The 15,614-nt window shown below is 68.0% G+C and carries 18 protein-coding genes; 10 read left to right on the top strand and 8 right to left on the bottom strand.

Going from position 1 to position 15,614, the window contains the following annotated elements; translation table 11 throughout:
- The first annotated feature begins 30 nt into the window (after positions 1 to 30).
- Complete coding sequence (locus ROP_RS09785; protein WP_012689172.1) at positions 31 to 666, top strand: response regulator; 636 nt, start codon at positions 31 to 33, stop codon at positions 664 to 666.
- A gap of 8 nt (positions 667 to 674) precedes the next feature.
- Here the strand turns inward: ROP_RS09785 and ROP_RS09780 are convergent, their stop codons facing one another.
- Positions 675 to 2,321 carry a sensor histidine kinase gene (locus tag ROP_RS09780; RefSeq protein ID WP_043824509.1) on the bottom strand — a complete coding sequence of 549 codons (1,647 nt, stop codon included), beginning with the start codon at positions 2,319 to 2,321 and terminating at the stop codon, positions 675 to 677.
- Between the two features lie 117 nt (positions 2,322 to 2,438).
- Here ROP_RS09780 and ROP_RS09775 point away from each other — a divergent pair, with 117 nt between their 5' ends.
- A complete protein-coding gene (locus ROP_RS09775; RefSeq protein ID WP_012689170.1) occupies positions 2,439 to 3,062 on the top strand; it encodes a hypothetical protein in 624 nt (207 codons plus the stop codon).
- 12 nt (positions 3,063 to 3,074) lie between these two features.
- On the opposite strand, the gene ROP_RS09770 is transcribed toward ROP_RS09775, so the two are convergent.
- The 5 genes from ROP_RS09770 to ROP_RS09750 all read right to left on the bottom strand — a co-directional run bounded on the left by ROP_RS09770 (position 3,075) and on the right by ROP_RS09750 (position 6,549).
- Entirely contained in the window at positions 3,075 to 3,803 is a 729-nt protein-coding gene (locus tag ROP_RS09770) for an SRPBCC family protein (protein ID WP_012689169.1), read from the bottom strand.
- Positions 3,800 to 4,870 (bottom strand): tellurite resistance/C4-dicarboxylate transporter family protein, encoded by a 1,071-nt coding sequence (locus ROP_RS09765; protein ID WP_012689168.1) that lies wholly within the window; start codon positions 4,868 to 4,870, stop codon positions 3,800 to 3,802. The genes ROP_RS09770 and ROP_RS09765 overlap by 4 nt, the downstream gene beginning before the upstream one ends.
- Complete coding sequence (locus tag ROP_RS09760; protein ID WP_012689167.1) at positions 4,867 to 5,193, bottom strand: cupin domain-containing protein; 327 nt, start codon at positions 5,191 to 5,193, stop codon at positions 4,867 to 4,869. Before ROP_RS09760 ends, ROP_RS09765 begins: the two co-directional genes overlap by 4 nt.
- Before the next feature lie 106 nt (positions 5,194 to 5,299).
- Positions 5,300 to 5,791, bottom strand: a complete 492-nt coding sequence (locus ROP_RS09755) for a dihydrofolate reductase (protein WP_012689166.1) — start codon at positions 5,789 to 5,791, stop codon at positions 5,300 to 5,302.
- Entirely contained in the window at positions 5,791 to 6,549 is a 759-nt protein-coding gene (locus tag ROP_RS09750; protein WP_050785194.1) for a thymidylate synthase, read from the bottom strand. Before ROP_RS09750 ends, ROP_RS09755 begins: the two co-directional genes overlap by 1 nt.
- Before the next feature lie 129 nt (positions 6,550 to 6,678).
- On the opposite strand from ROP_RS09750, the gene cobF reads away from it, so the two are divergent.
- From cobF to ROP_RS09725, 5 genes are all read left to right on the top strand, one after another.
- Positions 6,679 to 7,419, top strand: a complete 741-nt coding sequence (gene cobF / locus ROP_RS09745; protein WP_012689164.1) for a precorrin-6A synthase (deacetylating) — start codon at positions 6,679 to 6,681, stop codon at positions 7,417 to 7,419.
- Between the two features lie 55 nt (positions 7,420 to 7,474).
- On the top strand, positions 7,475 to 8,341 hold the full coding sequence (locus ROP_RS09740) for an Fpg/Nei family DNA glycosylase (protein ID WP_012689163.1): 867 nt from the start codon (positions 7,475 to 7,477) through the stop codon (positions 8,339 to 8,341).
- 20 nt (positions 8,342 to 8,361) lie between these two features.
- Positions 8,362 to 9,573, top strand: coding sequence for a formate-dependent phosphoribosylglycinamide formyltransferase (gene purT, locus ROP_RS09735; protein WP_012689162.1), 1,212 nt, complete (start codon positions 8,362 to 8,364; stop codon positions 9,571 to 9,573).
- Positions 9,570 to 10,052 (top strand): DUF456 domain-containing protein, encoded by a 483-nt coding sequence (locus ROP_RS09730; protein WP_012689161.1) that lies wholly within the window; start codon positions 9,570 to 9,572, stop codon positions 10,050 to 10,052. Before purT ends, ROP_RS09730 begins: the two co-directional genes overlap by 4 nt.
- A gap of 96 nt (positions 10,053 to 10,148) precedes the next feature.
- Entirely contained in the window at positions 10,149 to 10,913 is a 765-nt protein-coding gene (locus tag ROP_RS09725; RefSeq protein WP_012689160.1) for a hypothetical protein, read from the top strand.
- Between the two features lie 15 nt (positions 10,914 to 10,928).
- On the opposite strand, the gene ROP_RS09720 is transcribed toward ROP_RS09725, so the two are convergent.
- Together ROP_RS09720 and ROP_RS09715 are read right to left on the bottom strand one after the other, a co-directional pair.
- Positions 10,929 to 11,684, bottom strand: coding sequence for an amidohydrolase family protein (locus tag ROP_RS09720; RefSeq protein ID WP_012689159.1), 756 nt, complete (start codon positions 11,682 to 11,684; stop codon positions 10,929 to 10,931).
- A 125-nt stretch (positions 11,685 to 11,809) separates the two neighbouring features.
- Positions 11,810 to 13,201 carry an FAD-dependent oxidoreductase gene (locus ROP_RS09715; protein ID WP_012689158.1) on the bottom strand — a complete coding sequence of 464 codons (1,392 nt, stop codon included), beginning with the start codon at positions 13,199 to 13,201 and terminating at the stop codon, positions 11,810 to 11,812.
- A gap of 214 nt (positions 13,202 to 13,415) precedes the next feature.
- Here ROP_RS09715 and ROP_RS09710 point away from each other — a divergent pair, with 214 nt between their 5' ends.
- From ROP_RS09710 to ROP_RS09700, 3 genes are read left to right on the top strand one after another with little or no spacing between them, the layout of a single operon-like run.
- Positions 13,416 to 13,868: an Rv0361 family membrane protein gene (locus ROP_RS09710; RefSeq protein WP_012689157.1), complete on the top strand. Its 453-nt coding sequence runs from the start codon at positions 13,416 to 13,418 to the stop codon at positions 13,866 to 13,868.
- 48 nt (positions 13,869 to 13,916) lie between these two features.
- A complete protein-coding gene (locus ROP_RS09705; RefSeq protein WP_043826401.1) occupies positions 13,917 to 14,336 on the top strand; it encodes a rhodanese-like domain-containing protein in 420 nt (139 codons plus the stop codon).
- Positions 14,333 to 15,556: an O-succinylhomoserine sulfhydrylase gene (locus ROP_RS09700; RefSeq protein ID WP_012689155.1), complete on the top strand. Its 1,224-nt coding sequence runs from the start codon at positions 14,333 to 14,335 to the stop codon at positions 15,554 to 15,556. Before ROP_RS09705 ends, ROP_RS09700 begins: the two co-directional genes overlap by 4 nt.
- The last annotated feature ends 58 nt before the right edge of the window (positions 15,557 to 15,614 follow it).

The raw sequence follows: 15,614 nt of genomic DNA, 5'->3' as shown, positions 1-15,614 counted from the left end.
GTTCGAGGAGTAGACGGTGGAGGTGCACACATGACCACGCGGGTGTTCCTCGTCGACGACCACGAGATCGTGCGACGAGGCCTGGTCGATCTACTCGGCAGCGTGCCCGACCTCGACGTGGTCGGGGAGGCCGCATCGGTCGGTGAGGCGATGGCGCGGATCCCGGGCAGCGGCGCCGATGTCGCCGTGCTCGACGTCCGGTTGCCGGACGGCAACGGTGTCGAGCTGTGCCGGGACCTGCGCGCCGCGCTGCCCGAACTGCGGTGCCTGATGCTGACGTCGTATTCCGACGACGAGGCGCTGTTCGACGCCATCATGGCCGGGGCGTCCGGATTCGTCCTCAAGCAGATCCTCGGCACCGACCTGGTGGCGGCCGTGCGGACGGTGGGGGAGGGCGGTTCGCTGCTCGACAGCAGGGCGACGTCGGCGCTGATGAACCGGATCAGGTCCGCCCGCCGCGACGACCCGCTGGCGCAACTGTCCGAGCAGGAACGCGCCGTTTTCGACTTGATCGGCGAGGGGCTCACCAACCGGGAGATCGCCGAGCGGCTGTTCCTGGCCGAGAAGACGATCAAGAACTACGTGTCGCGGCTGTTGTCGAAACTGGGGATGCAGCGGCGCACGCAGGCAGCGGTGCTGGCCACCGAGTTACGCCGGCAGCACTGAAATTCTCTTCACACCAACGGAACCCGCCAGGTGACGACGGTTCCCCCGTCCGCCGAATCGACGGTGCAGGTGCCGCCGCAGTGTTCGGCCCGCCGGTCGAGGTTGTCCAGTCCACTGCGCCGGGCGCCGTCCGCGATCCCGATTCCGTCGTCAGCGACCGTGACGGTGAGGTCGTCCCCCGCGGCCACCGAGATGTCGATGGTGGTGGCCCGCGCGTGCCGCAGGGCATTACTCAGCGCTTCGCGCAACACCGCCTCCGCATGCGGGTGGATGCGGCTCGGCACGAGAGTATCGATGGCGCCGGTGAACTGGACGTTGGGCGCGACCGGCGAATGGGAGGTGAGGTCGCCGATCACGTCGAGAAGGCGGCGGCGCAGACTGGTCGCCGAGGCGACGCCGGTGGCCTGCAGATCGAAGATGGTGGTGCGGATCTCGCGCACCGTTCGATCGAGTTGCTCGACCGCGGTGGCCACGATGGAGCGCACGCCGTCCGGAACGTCCCCGACCGCGTGAGTGCTCTGCAGGCTCATGCCTGTGGCAAACAATCGCTGAATCACGTTGTCGTGCAGGTCGCGCGCGATCCGGTCGCGGTCGGCCAGCACGGACAGCAGACGTTGCTTGCTCTGTTGATCGGAGAACTCCACCGCGACGGCGGCGAGGTCGGCTACCGATTCGAGTCGGGCGACCTCGTCGGGATCCCACGCAGTGGTGCCGCGCGCCGTGACCACCAGGACCCCGCCGACCCCCGACGCGGTCGACAGCGGCAGCACCGCGGCCCGGCCCGCCGCGGCGGAGAACGGTGCGAGACCGTCGATCCCCGTCAGCAGGGCGGGGGTGCGGGAGCGCAGCACTTCGGCGAACGGCTCGGCCTGGGTGGCGCTTCGGACGGTGCTGCGCAGCGGCCGCATCGCGCTGTCGGCCCCGACCACCGCGCCCTCGCCGAGCGTGACGACGATGAAGACCTCGTCGCCGCTGGACAGTTCACGCACCTCGGCGGCGAGCATGTGCAGCGTTTCGTCGAGTGAACCTCCGACCATCAGCCGGGAGGTGATTGTCGCGACGGCCGTCAACCACCGCTCCCGCGTTCGCGATTCCTCGAACAGCCGGGCATTCTCCACCGCCACGCCGGCAGAGGTGGCGAGCGCGCGCAGAATCACCTCGTCCTCGTCGGTGAACTCGGGTCCGCTGAGTTTCTCGGTGAGATAGATGCTTCCGAAAATTTTGCCCCGCATCATGATCGGCATTCCCAGGAAGCTCTTCATCGGCGGATGATTGGGCGGGAAGCCGATCGACCCCGGATGATCGGCCAGGTTGGCGAGGCGCACCGGGCGGGGGTCGTGGACCAGTAGTCCCAGCAGTCCGCGGCCCTCGGGCAGGTGGCCCATGCGGGCGCGCTCGTCCGGCGTGATGCCCTCGTACACGAACTCCGAGAGCCCGCCGTCGGGGGCGTGGACACCGAGCGCGCCGTAGCGGGCGCCGAGCAGGGACGTGGCCGAATTGACGATGCGCTGCAGGGTGGAATCCAGCTCGAGCCCCGACCCGACGACGAGGACCGCCTCGAACAGGCGCTGCAGGCTCCGGCGGGTGGGGACCACGGCGTCGAGCCCCTCCCGAAACTCACTGATCCTCGACTCGTGCCCACCATCCGGTCCCATGCCAGCAGCATAGGTCTGGGGGCGGCGTAACACCGCGAAGCACGGCGTCGATAAGAGCTCGAGTGTTTACTCATCCGAACTAATGCTTACCCATTGACGTGACGAGGGAGAAGAAGAATGAATCGACGGCACTTCGCACGACGGGTCGCGGCAGGTCTGACCGCCGCAGTGGCGGCGACGATGATGTTCACCGGTGTCGTGTCGGCGCAGCCCGCAGATTCCGCTCCCGTCGTCGACCCGGCGACCGCGATCGCGAAGCTGCGCACCGTGGCCGCCGGAAACCCCGAGGCCGAGGCCGCCATCGAGCGACTCGCCGCGTCGCCGACCGACACGGCCGCGACGAACATCGCCCTGCCGGGCCAGATCTTCCAGGTCCCCGCGTACTCCGACACCGGGCAGGGCGGTCCCGTTCTCGGACAGCTGTACGGCGCGGGTGTGGCGACCAACATGAGCAACCAGTTCCGCTTCGGCTTCTTCGGCGGCCCGGGCGTCATCGCGAACGACCAGGCCGGCGCCGAGCTCGACGTCGTCTACTACAGCTTCGCCACCGGCGCCAGCGGCATCGTGAAGCTGGACCAGAACAACGTCGCGGTTCCCACGGTCGTGTCCACGGCCCCGGTCGCCGGACTCGGCAGCGGCCTCGTCGTCGCGGCCGTGTACGGCTCGCTGAACCACCAGGTGGGGCCGAACGTCGTCAAGAGCACGATCTGGTGGCCCACCCTGGGCACCGTGCTCGCCTGACCAGTCGAGAACTCAGGTGGCAGGTTCGGCCCCCGGCCGGGCCTGCCACCACTCCGTCCAGCGCTGTTCGAGTTCGGCCCACTCCTCGTCGTCCAGGCCGTAGACCGCGAGCAGGATCTGCGCGCCGCCGTTCGGGCGCGCCGCGTTGACGGGCTGCTCGCCGAACTGCAACAGTCCGGGGCCGAGATCGTCGACGCTCACCGCGGTCTGATGCTCGCCGACGAAGCACACCACCCCGTGCAGCAGATCACCCGTGTCGGCGACCGCGGTGAAGTGATCGCCCACCTTCAGGTCCGCGACCTTGTCGAGGCCGAGCAGGTGCCGCGCCGAATCTCCGTCCGCGACCGGTCCTTCGAGGAAGAGGGTGCGACGCTCGTCGAGTCCGTGCCGTTCGATGCCGAACTTGAGGAACTGCAGGAACGTGGTCCAGCCCTCGGTGACGTCGTCGTACCAGGCGTCGGCGGCGGGATCCCCGCCCCGCGGCGGCCGGGTGATCCGCACCAGCGTCGTGCCGTCGCGCTCGTGGAGGCTGAACCGGTCGGCGCCGCCGAGCGTGAGGGTGAAGGTCCCGGCGTCCTCCGTCACGTCGTCGCCGAAGTAGATTTCCCTGATCTCGTCGTCCAGGCCGGCGCAGTCCCAGCCGTGCCAGCGCCGAAGCAACTGCGGGTCGCGCAGGGCAGGCCATACGACCGACGGCGCCGCAGCCACCGATACCTCGATCACGGGCGGGGTTTCCGTCATGCGCTCTCCTGCGTCTCCACTGTTGCCGGTCCGGCGTGCACCACCGACCGCCAGAGATGCACCACCATGACGACGAACGCCACGCACCACACGGTGAATGCACACCACAGTTCGGCACTACCGACCATACCGACGAGCGGGATGTGGTCCGCCCGGCCCAGGTAGATGCCGGCGACCGCGTACATGCCGAGGGGGAAGACGATGCTCCACACCGTGGCGTCGTAGCGCAGCGGCACCTTGTTGGCGATGTGACGCCACCATCCGGCAGCCACCAGGACGGGGATGAGCCAGGTCGCGAACGACCAGAACACCACCGCGAACCCGCCGATGAGCCCGCGCGTGGCGTTCACCATCGGCGCGTCCTCCATCTCGACGATGCGGGCGCCGGCGAGGACGGTGATCGCACACGCACCCATCGCCACCCAGTACGGCGCCGTGAGGTCGCGCGGCCGCAGCGGATACAGCAACATCCGCGCGGCGACGAAGATCCCCGCCGCGCCGTACAGGCACACCCCGACCGACCAGGAGAAGACGGCGACCACGGCCAGGAACCGGCGGGCGTCGTCGTAGACCGGTTCGAGGGTCGCAGCCGCCACGGCCACCGATTGCGCGGCGACCACCCAGATGAACCAGGTTCCGTTGGCGCGCGCCACCACCGGACGTTCGGACGTGCCCAGGACGGCGGTCCACGGGACGACGTAGCCGAGCACGATCCAGGTCAGCCCGGCCACGGCGAGCAGCACCGCGGTGGCGGCGTGATGGCCGTCCATCGCCAGGCGCACGCCGAACACGTCGGTCCCGGCGATGAACGTGAAGAAACCGAATCCGCGGCGCGCGTCGGTCAGGTCCTCGACGACCTCGCGGCGGTACGCCGCGATCCGCCAGATCGTGAGGACCACCAGCGTCACGTAGGCCGTGCCGCACACGATCAGCAGCAGAACCGAGAGCACGTCGAATCCGCCCAGTTTCATGCCCACCGAGATGATTCCGCTGGCCATGACGATCGCGAAGTAGCCCGGGTTCAGGCTCCGTACGGAATCTTCGAGACGATCGCGCACGACCGTCACATGGCGACGGTGAGCAGGAAGGCGACGTCCTCGATGGCCTCGACGCTGTGCCGATCGGTCGGGAGGACCAGCAGGTCGCCGGTGGAACCCTTCCACGAGTCCTCACCGGCCACGAGGTTCAGTTTGCCGCTGAGAATGAACAGGGTGGCCTCGCCCGGGCTCTCGTGTTCGGCCATCTTCTGACCCGCGGCCAGGGCGACGACGGTTTGCCGGAGGCTGCGCCGATGCCCGCCGTACACTGTCTGCGAACTGCGGCCGCTGGACGTCCCGCCTGCCAACTTCAGTTGCTGACGGGCAAGGGCGGTCAGTGACTTCTTGTCCATGAGGTGAGTATGAACCACTGCGCGCACCGTCACCCGTCGAATGGGGTAACGGTGCGGCGGCAAAGGGGCGAACGGTGGGGTCACCCGACCACGAACGCCCTCGATCTCACGCCCGCGTGTAGGTGATCCATCGGTAGCGGGTGCCGTTCTTCTCCGACGTGAGCCACTCGCCGGTGTCCTGCGCGTGCCAGGAGTCGTCGATCGGCGGTGCCCAGGCGTCGCCGTCGATCGACACGTCGATCTCGGAAACCAGCAGCTGCGTGGCGAACGGCATTGCCGCCGTGTAGATCTGGCCGCCGCCGATGACGCAGACGTCCTCGTCGGTGAGCGCGAGCGCCGAGGCGATGCCGTCGGCGGACTCCGCCCCCTCCGCGGCCCAGTCGGGCTGACGGCTGATCACGATGTTGCGTCGTCCCGGCAGGGGCCGGAATCGCGGGGGCAGCGAGTCCCACGTCCTGCGGCCCATGATCACGGGGTGGCCCTGCGTCACCTTCTTGAAGTACGCCATGTCCTCGGGGACGTGCCAGGGGATCGTGTTGTCGCGGCCGATGACGCCGCCGGAGCCCTGCGCCCAGACCAGCTTGACCTCCCGGGCCACTAGACGGCCACCGGCGCCTTGATGGCGGGATGATGCCGGTAGTCGACGATCTCCACGTCCTCGAACGTGTAGTCGAAGATCGAATCCCGCCTGTTCAGTTTCAGCGTCGGATACGGCAGCGGCTCCCGGCTCAACTGCTCGGCGACCTGGTCGACGTGGTTGTCGTAGATGTGGCAGTCACCACCTGTCCAGATGAAGTCGCCCGGTTCGAGCCCCGCCTGCTGCGCCACCATGTGGGTGAGGAGGGCGTAGCTCGCGATGTTGAACGGCACACCCAGGAACATGTCGGCGCTGCGCTGGTACAGCTGGCAGGACAGCTTGCCGTCCGCTACGTAGAACTGGAAGAACGCGTGGCACGGTGCCAGCGCCATCTGCGGGATGTCGCCGACGTTCCACGCCGACACGATGATGCGACGCGAATCCGGGTTCGACTTCAGCGTCTCGATGGTCTGGCTGATCTGGTCGATGTGCTCGCCGGACGGGGTCGGCCAGCTCCGCCACTGCACGCCGTAGACCGGGCCCAGTTCGCCGTCCGCGTCCGCCCATTCGTCCCAGATCGTGACGCCGTTGTCCTGGAGCCACTTCACGTTGGAGTCGCCGCGCAGGAACCACAACAGTTCGTAGACGATCGACTTGAGATGCACCTTCTTCGTGGTGACCAGCGGAAACCCGTCCGCGAGATTCCAGCGCATCTGATGACCGAAGACGCTCCTCGTGCCGGTCCCGGTGCGGTCGGCCTTCGGGGTGCCCGTGTCCATGACGAGTCGGAGCAGGTCTTCGTACGGGGTCGGCACAGATGTCACGGTACGAGCATAGGCGCTCCGCGCCCGTGCGCCTTTTTGGTAGCTGGAACAACCAGAAAGGCGCACGGGCGATAGCCTCCCCACATGCGTGAACTCTTCGTGATCGGCATCGGCGCCGGCGACCCCGACCAGGTGACGGTCCAGGCGATCAAGGCGATGAACAAGGCCGACGTGTTCTTCGTCATCGGCAAGGGCGACGAGAAGCAGGACCTCGTCGATCTCCGCACCACGATCCTCGAAGAGCACGTCACCGGCCCGTACCGCGTCGTGGACATCGTCGATCCGCCCCGCGACCGCGCGCCGTCCGACTACGAAGGTGTCGTCGACGACTGGCACGAGCGGCGGGCGGCACTGTTCGAGGCCGAGTTCGCGTCCGAGCCGGGGGTCGGGGCGATCCTCGTCTGGGGTGACCCGTCTCTCTACGACAGCACACTGCGGATCGTCGAGCGGGTGCTCGCCCGCGGCAACGTGTCGTTCGACTACTCGGTGATCCCGGGCGTCACCAGCGTGCAGTCGCTGGCCGCGCAGCACCGGATCGTGCTCAACCGGATCGGCGAACCCGTGCACGTCACGACCGGCAGGCGACTGGCCGAGGGGCTGCCCGACGGCGTCGACAATGCCGTGGTCATGCTCGACGCCCACTGCACGTTCACGCAGGTCCCCGGCGACGACGTCCAGATCTGGTGGGGCGCGTACCTGGGCACCCCGGACGAGGTGCTGATCTCCGGCCGCCTCCGGGACGTCGAGGACGAGATCCAGCGGGTGCGCGCCGAACTGCGCGAACGCAAGGGCTGGATCATGGACACCTACCTCCTCCGCAGGTGAGTGGGAAAGTGTGGAGGAGCACACTTTCCCACTCACATGCCGTTAGCCTGGGAACATGCCCGAGCTGCCCGAGGTGGAGGCGTTAGCCGAGTTCCTGCGGAAACACGCCGTGGGAGCGGTCGTCGGCCGGGTGGACGTGGCGGCCCTGAGTGTGCTGAAGACGTTCGACCCCCCGATCACCGCCCTGCAGGGCCGCGACGTCACGGGTGCCGCCCGGTTCGGCAAGCACCTCGCACTCGACTGCTCCGGGTTGTGGCTCGTCACCCACCTCTCGCGTGGGGGCTGGCTGCGCTGGACCGACAATCCGTCTGTTGCGCCCCCGAAACCGGGCAAGGGCCCGCTCGCGCTGCGGGTGCACTTCTTCACCCCGGAGGGGGCGACGCCCGCGTTCGACCTGACCGAGGCGGGCACGAAGAAGCGGCTCGCGGTGTGGCTGGTGCACGACCCTCGGGAGGTGGAAGGGATAGCGCGGCTCGGGCCCGACGCCCTGGCCGTCACCGAACCCGAATTCGCGGCGCTGCTGTCCACCACGTCGGCGCGGATCAAGAACGCACTCGTCGACCAGTCGCTGCTCGCCGGCGTGGGCAACGCCTACTCCGACGAAATCCTGCACACCGCAAAGATTTCCCCGTTCGCGACTTCGCGGACCCTGCCGGAAGACCAAGTGCACGTGCTGTACGACGCGATGCGTTCCGTGCTCACCGACGCCGTCGAAAGGTCGCTCGGCCAGGACGCGGCGCGGCTGAAGGGCGAGAAGCGATCCGGGATGCGCGTCCACGCCCGGACCGGCCTGCCCTGCCCCGTCTGCGGTGACACCGTCCGGGAAGTGTCGTTCGCGGAGAAGTCTTTTCAGTACTGCGCGACGTGTCAGACCGGAGGCAAGGTGCTCGCCGACCGCCGGATGTCGCGGCTGCTGAAGTAGGCCCGCATATAGTTGTGACCATGCGTGAACAGGCACCCGGACGGTTCGGCACCCCTCTGACGGCAGGCGCGACCCGCGTCATGCTGCTCGGGTCGGGTGAGCTGGGCAAGGAAGTCATCATCGCCCTCCAGCGGCTGGGGGTCGAGGTGATCGCCGTCGACCGCTACGACAACGCGCCGGGTCACCAGGTGGCGCACCGCGCGCACACGATCGACATGAGCGACCCGGAGGCGCTGTTGCGGCTCGTCGACGCCGAGCAGCCGCATTTCGTGGTCCCCGAGATCGAGGCCATCGCCACCGATGCGCTGGCCACGGTCGAGGAGCGGGGCGCCGCCGTCGTGGTTCCCACCGCGCGGGCCACGCAGCTGACCATGAACCGCGAGGGGATCCGGCGCCTCGCCGCGGAGGAGCTGGGACTGCCCACCTCGCCGTACGAGTTCGCCGAATCGCTCGCGGAGGTGCGGGCGGCCACCGACCGCATCGGCTTTCCCTGCGTGATCAAGCCGGTGATGTCTTCGTCCGGCAAGGGGCAGTCCACCGTGCGCGGCGCCGACGACGTCGAGAAGGCCTGGGAGTACGCGCTCGCGGGTGGCCGCGTCAACCACGGTCGCGTCATCGTGGAGGGGTTCGTCGACTTCGACTACGAGATCACTCAACTCACCGTCCGCGCGATCGGCGGCGACGGCGAGGTGGGCACGTTCTTCTGCGAACCGATCGGCCACCTCCAGGATTCGGGTGACTACGTGGAGTCGTGGCAGCCGCAGCCGATGAGCGACACCGCGCTCGCCCGGTCGCGCGAGGTGGCCGAGAAGGTGACGTCCGCGCTGGGCGGCCGCGGGATCTTCGGGGTGGAATTGTTCGTGAAGGGCGACGACGTGTACTTCTCGGAGGTCAGCCCCCGCCCGCACGACACGGGTCTGGTCACCCTTCGGACGCAACGACTCTCGGAGTTCGATCTGCATGCCCGCGCGATCCTCGGCCTGCCCGTCGACACCACCCTCACGACACCCGGTGCGTCCGCGGTGATCTACGGAAAACTCGATGCCGCCGGGATCGGCTTCGAGGGCGTCGCGGACGCGATGGCCGTCCCCGAGACGGACCTGCGGCTGTTCGGCAAGCCGGAGAGCTTCGCGCGGAGGCGGATGGGCGTCGCCGTGTCGACGGGGCCGGACGTCGAGACCGCGCGCAGCCGTGCGCGGGAGGCGGCGTCCCGCGTCGAGCCCGTCGCGTGAGTCCGGCCGCAGAGGTTCTCGTCGGCCTGGCCATCGCGGTCGGGCTCGTCGGGATCGTCATCCCGATCCTGCCCGGCACCATCCTCATCTTCGCGGCAATCCTGGTGTGGGCCATCATGACCGGCGGTGCGACGGCGTGGACGGTGTTCGCGGTCGCCGCGCTGTTCCTCGTGATCAGCGGAGTCGTCAAATACACCTGGCCGGGTAAGCGGATGCGCAGCGCCGGTGTGCCCAACGTGTCGCTGATCGTCGGTGGTCTGCTCGGGATCGTAGGGTTCTTCGTCGTTCCCGTGGTGGGGTTGTTTCTCGGGTTCATCGCCGGAACGTATGTGGCCGAGCTGTACCGGCTGCGTGCGCACAACCGGGCGTGGGCGTCGACGTGGCACGCCTGCAAGGCCGTCGGACTGTCGATGCTGATCGAACTGCTCGGCGCCCTGATCGCCTCGGGAGTGTGGCTGGCCGCCGTGGTCGCGACGTAGGTCGCCGAAATCGTCGCCGGGGGTATCCAGGAGTGACCTCCACCTGCGATGATGAAACGCGGATGTTGATCTTCCCGGCTAGCGGAGGAATGCGCCGTGAACAAGAAGACGACCTGGATCCTGGCCCCGCTCGCTGCCGCGACCCTCGCACTGAGTGGCTGCGGTAACGACTCGTCCGACTCGTCCGCGCCGAGCGCCACCAGCGCCGCGGAGGCCACGAGCAGCGGCGAAGCGGCGCCCGCGTCGAACATGATGGAGAAGATTCCGTCACCCTTCGTGATGACCCCGCAGATGGACCCGACCTACGTCGGGGCGGTCGACGGGACCGACGCGTACATCGCGCTGGCCAGGTCGGGCGAGGACATGGTCGCCTTCCTGTGCGACGGCGACGAGATGTGGACGTGGATGACCGGCACCATGGACGGCGACAAGGCGACGCTGTCTTCGCCGGACGGAGCGACGCTCACCGCATCGATGAGCGACGGAACCGTGACGGGGCAGGTCAGCGCGCCGGGCATGCCCGACAAGGCGTTCACGGCCCAACCGGTCGCCGCGGAGGACGGGCTGTTCCGGGCAACCACCAACCACGACGGCACCGACTACACCCTCGGCTGGATCATGACCCCCGACGGCGTCCGAGGGCTCGAACGGCAGGCCAACGGATCGACCACCGGTGGCATCGCCGTCGACCGGAACGGCGACGACATGGACGACCGGCAGCGGGAGCGGCGGCAGGAACGCCGGGAGCAGCTCGACTGCGACGCCATGACCAACTACAACACGTGGCTGGTGGCGCAGCCGCAGACGCCGCCGGTGGCCGAGATGGTGTCGATGAACAGCGTGCAGATGGAAGGCTGTTGACGAGGGTCCTGCCTGCTAGCAGGTTCCCGAGGGAGTGTCGCAGCGGTACCACGCACGCGCGTTGCCGCCCATGACCTTGTCGAAGTCGTCGCCCACGGCGTCCGCGACGATGTCGATGTCGTTGTCCTGGAACACTCTTCGGGATCGACTGCCCGGTAGGTCGGTGCCGAACATCAACGCCTCGGGGTTGACGGCGTGGATCTTGCGCAGCACGTCGCCGACGTTCTCGATGGTGGTCCGCCCGAACCCGGTGGCCTTCACCCGGACACCCCGGTCGACGAGATCGAGCAGGTACGGCAGGCCCCGCGTCGACATCCCCAGGTGGTCGATGCACACGGCGGGCAGCTTGGCGAACACCGGCTCCAGCGACAGCAGCAGGGTGGCGTCCACGTAGAACTCCGCGTGCCAGCCGGCCAGCTCGTACGCCCGCAGGGCCTGCTTGGTGAGGAGCTTCACGTCGGTGGCGCTGCGCCGGAGGTTGAATCGGACGGCCCGGACCCCGGCGCGGTCGAGTTCGAGGATGCTCTCGTCGGTGGTGTCGAGCTCCATCTGAGTGACCCCCACCCAGCTGGGGCCGAGCTCCGCGAGCGCGGCCTTCAGGTAATTCTGATCGGTGCCCTGGTACGAGGCCGTGACGACGGCGCCGCCGTCCACACCGAAGCCTTCCGTGCGCGCCCGGTAGTCGGCGACGGTGAACGGCTCCGGAAGGTAGCCGTGGTTCTCGACCACCGGGAACCGGGGATCGATGATGTGAACGTGGGCGTCAAACACGACTCATATCCTGCCTTGTGCGGCGGTCGGGGCGGGACGTCGTGTCGGCATCCCGGGTGAGCCGTCCGCCGAGACGACGGAAGGGAACCTCCCGCGGGAGGTTCCCTTCGCACCGAGTCGGAAGATCAGGCCTTGTCGGGCTCGCTGGCCTTGAGCATGTCCTCACGCTCGACGACCTTGATCCGCTCACGGCCCTCGGGCTCGCCCAGGCTGCGCTCGTGTGCGTCGAGGCGGTACCAGCCCTGCCAGGTGGTGTACGGGACCTGCTTGCCCTCGAGGAACTCGATGATCGCGTCCTCGCCCGGGTTCGCGGGCTCGGGGAAGCCGGTCCGGTCCTCGAGCAGGTTCGCGACGGTCTCGTTCGCGTCACCCTTGGTGTGGCCGATCAGGCCGACCGGACCGCGCTTGATCCAGCCGGTGACGTAGGTGGCGGGCATGAACCGGGCACTGCCCTCGGCGGTGTCGTCGGCGATGACGCGTCCGGCCTCGTTCGGGACCGTGCCCGCCTGCTCGTCGAACGGGAGCTTCGCGATGTTCTGCGACAGGTAACCCACCGCGCGGTACACGGACTGGACTTCCCAGTCGTTGAACTTGCCGGTGCCCTTGACGTTGCCGGTGCCGTCGAGCTGGGTGCGCTCGGTGCGCAGACCGACGACCTTGCCGTCCTCGCCGAGCACCTCGGTGGGCGATTCGAAGAAGTGCAGGAACAGCTTGTGCGGGCGGTTGCCCACGTCGCGGATGGCCCAGTCCTGCAGGGTGTTGGCGACCATGTCGACCTGCTTGGAGTTGCGCCGGGCCTGCTCGGAGCCCTCGTCGTAGTCGATGTCCTCGGGATCGACGATGACCTCGATGGTCGGCGAGTGATCGAGTTCACGCAGCTCGAGGGGGGTGAACTTGGCCTGCGCGGGCCCACGACGGCCGAACACGTGGACCTCGACGGCCTTGTTGGCCTTGAGTCCCTCGTAGACGTTGGCGGGGATCTCCGTCGGCAGCAGTTCGTCGCCGGTCTTGGCGAGAACGCGCGCGATGTCGAGGGCGACGTTGCCGACACCGAGGACGGCGACCTTCTCGGCCTCGAGAGGCCAGGTGCGCGGGACGTCGGGGTGGCCGTCGTACCAGGAGACGAAGTCGGCGGCGCCGTAGCTGCCGTCGAGTTCGATGCCCGGGATGTTCAGGGCTCGGTCGGCGTTGGCGCCGGTGGAGAAGATCACCGCGTCGTAGAAGGAGTGCAGATCCTCGAGGGTGATGTCGCTGCCGTAGTCGATGTTGCCCAGCAGGCGGACCGACGGCTTGTCGAGCACCTTGTGCAGGGCGGTGATGATGCCCTTGATGCGCGGGTGGTCGGGGGCGACGCCGTACCGGATCAGACCGAAGGGGGCAGGCATCCGCTCGAAGAGGTCGATGCTGATCCCGCCGTCAGACGCGGCATCGGATTTCATGAGTGCGTCGGCTGCGTAGATACCGGCGGGGCCGGCACCCACGATCGCAACGCGCAACGGACGTGTCTGATCAGTCATCTGGAGCGAACTACCTTCTGAAGGGCGGACAACGAAACCTCAGCTTAAATTAAGCCCAGCCTAATCGGGTGGCCGAGGTGCAGCAGACAGGGCAGGGCCCATTCTCGGGACTTCCGCCTGTAGAGGGTAGTCGCCTCCGCGTTGGGGGGTCACAAACACGATTTGTAGGGGCAGCTCTATACACTCGTGACCACGCCGAGATCGAAGGGAAGTCATGTCCGGTTCGAGCGAATCGCCTCAGCGCGACGCGGGAGGCGCGGAAGATCCGGTGGATCCCCGGCGCACCACGGCGGTGCCGTTCATCGCCGCCGTCACCGTCATCGTCGTCATCCTCGTCGCCATCGTGGTGTCCAGCATGCTCTCGCCCGCCGACGAGAACGTCACGGAAGCGGACCGCATCAACCGTTCGGTCGCCGACTTCATCCAGGCCCACAACCACGACGACGCCGATCTGCAGAAGACGCTGGTCTGCCCGTCGTGGTCCGACGACCGCGACGTGCTCCGGGGCAGGGAAGGCGACGTCACGCTGCAGGGCGTCGAGTCGTCCGAGGTCAACGGCGACCGGGCCCGGGCGGAGGTCCGGGTCAGCGCCGACGACGGCAAAGGCGAGACGACGGACACCTGGCAATTGACTCGGGACGGCGACACATGGGTCGTCTGCAACTGACCGTTGCCCGGAAGGGCGCACCGAACAGGGTTGTGAAAAGCTGACATGGTGAGTTACGCAGGCGACATAACGCCGGAGCATGCCTGGGAGCTGCTCCGCGACCATCCCGACGCCGTCCTGGTGGACGTGCGGACGGACGCCGAGTGGAAATACGTCGGAGTTCCCGACACGACCTCCCTCGGGCGGAAGACCGTGCTGATCGAATGGGTGAGCTACCCGACGGGCAGTCGTAACGACAACTTCGTGGACCAGCTGAAGGAGGCCGGGATCGCGGGTGGCGAGGACGCCCCGGTGATCTTCCTGTGTCGCTCCGGCCAGCGGTCCATCGGTGCGGCGGAAGCCGCGACAGCGGCGGGCATCGGCCCGTCGTACAACGTGCTCGACGGTTTCGAAGGCGGCCTGGACGCCGACGGTCATCGTGGGGCGGTCGGCTGGCGGGCTCTGGGCCTGCCGTGGAGGCAGTGGTGAGTGCAATTCCTCAGGGTGGCGCGTTTCAGAAGGCGCTGCCGGACGACATCGGCCAGGGCACGATCAGCGTGCGCGGAGGAACCCTCCGTTCCGGCTTCGAGGAGACGTCCGAAGCGATCTTCCTGAACTCCGGTTTCGTGTTCGAGAGCGCGGGAGCGGCCGAGGCGTCGTTCACCGGCGACATCGACCACTTCGTCTATTCCCGGTACGGCAACCCCACCGTCAAGATGTTCGAGGAGCGGCTGCGCCTGATCGAGGGCGCGGAGGCGTGCTTCGGTACCGCCAGCGGAATGTCGGCCGTGTTCACCGCACTCGGCGCACTGCTGAAGGCGGGCGACCGCCTCGTCGCGGCGCGCAGCCTGTTCGGCTCCTGCTTCGTGGTGTGCAACGAGATCCTGCCCCGCTGGGGCGTGGAGACGGTGTTCGTGGACGGTGAAGACCTCGACCAGTGGGAACAGGCGCTGTCCGAGCCGACCACCGCGGTGTTCTTCGAGACGCCGTCGAACCCGATGCAGACGCTCGTCGACGTGCCCCGGGTCGCGGAACTCGCGCACGCCGCCGGCGCCAAGGTCGTGCTCGACAACGTGTTCGCGACCCCGCTGCTGCAGCGCAGCCTGGAACTGGGCGCCGACATCGTCGTCTACTCCGGCACCAAGCACATCGACGGCCAGGGCCGCGTGCTCGGCGGGGCGATCCTCGGGCCGAAGGACTACATCGAGGGTCCCGTCCAGAACCTCATGCGCCACACCGGGCCGGCGCTGAGCCCGTTCAACGCGTGGACGCTCCTCAAGGGGCTCGAGACGATGCCGATCCGGGTGCGGCACTCGGTCGGCTCGGCACTGGAGATCGCCCAGTTCCTCGAAGGGCACTCCGCCGTCGACTGGGTCAAGTACCCGTACCTCGAATCGCACCCCCAGCACGACCTCGCCAAGCGGCAGATGAGCGGCGGCGGCACCGTCGTCACCTTCGCGCTCAACGCGTCCGAGAGCGAAGCGAAGAAGCGGGCATTCGAACTCCTCGACGCCCTGCGGCTGGTCAACATCTCCAACAACCTCGGCGACTCCAAGTCGCTCATCACCCACCCGGCCACCACCACCCACCGGGCGATGGGACCGGAAGGTCGTGCGGCAGTGGGCATCACCGACGGCGTCGTCCGGCTCTCCGTGGGCCTCGAAGACACCGCCGACCTGCTGACCGACCTGGAGCAGGCACTGGGATAGGCGCTTCGCGCCCGTGCGCCTTTCTGGTTGTTCCCGCAACCAGAAAGGCGCACGAGCC

Origin of the sequence: Rhodococcus opacus B4, assembly GCF_000010805.1 — a bacterium.
Taxonomy (GTDB): domain Bacteria; phylum Actinomycetota; class Actinomycetes; order Mycobacteriales; family Mycobacteriaceae; genus Rhodococcus_F; species Rhodococcus_F opacus_C.
Note: the sequence above shows the minus strand (reverse complement) of the source record. Positions and strands in the feature narration are given on the sequence as shown.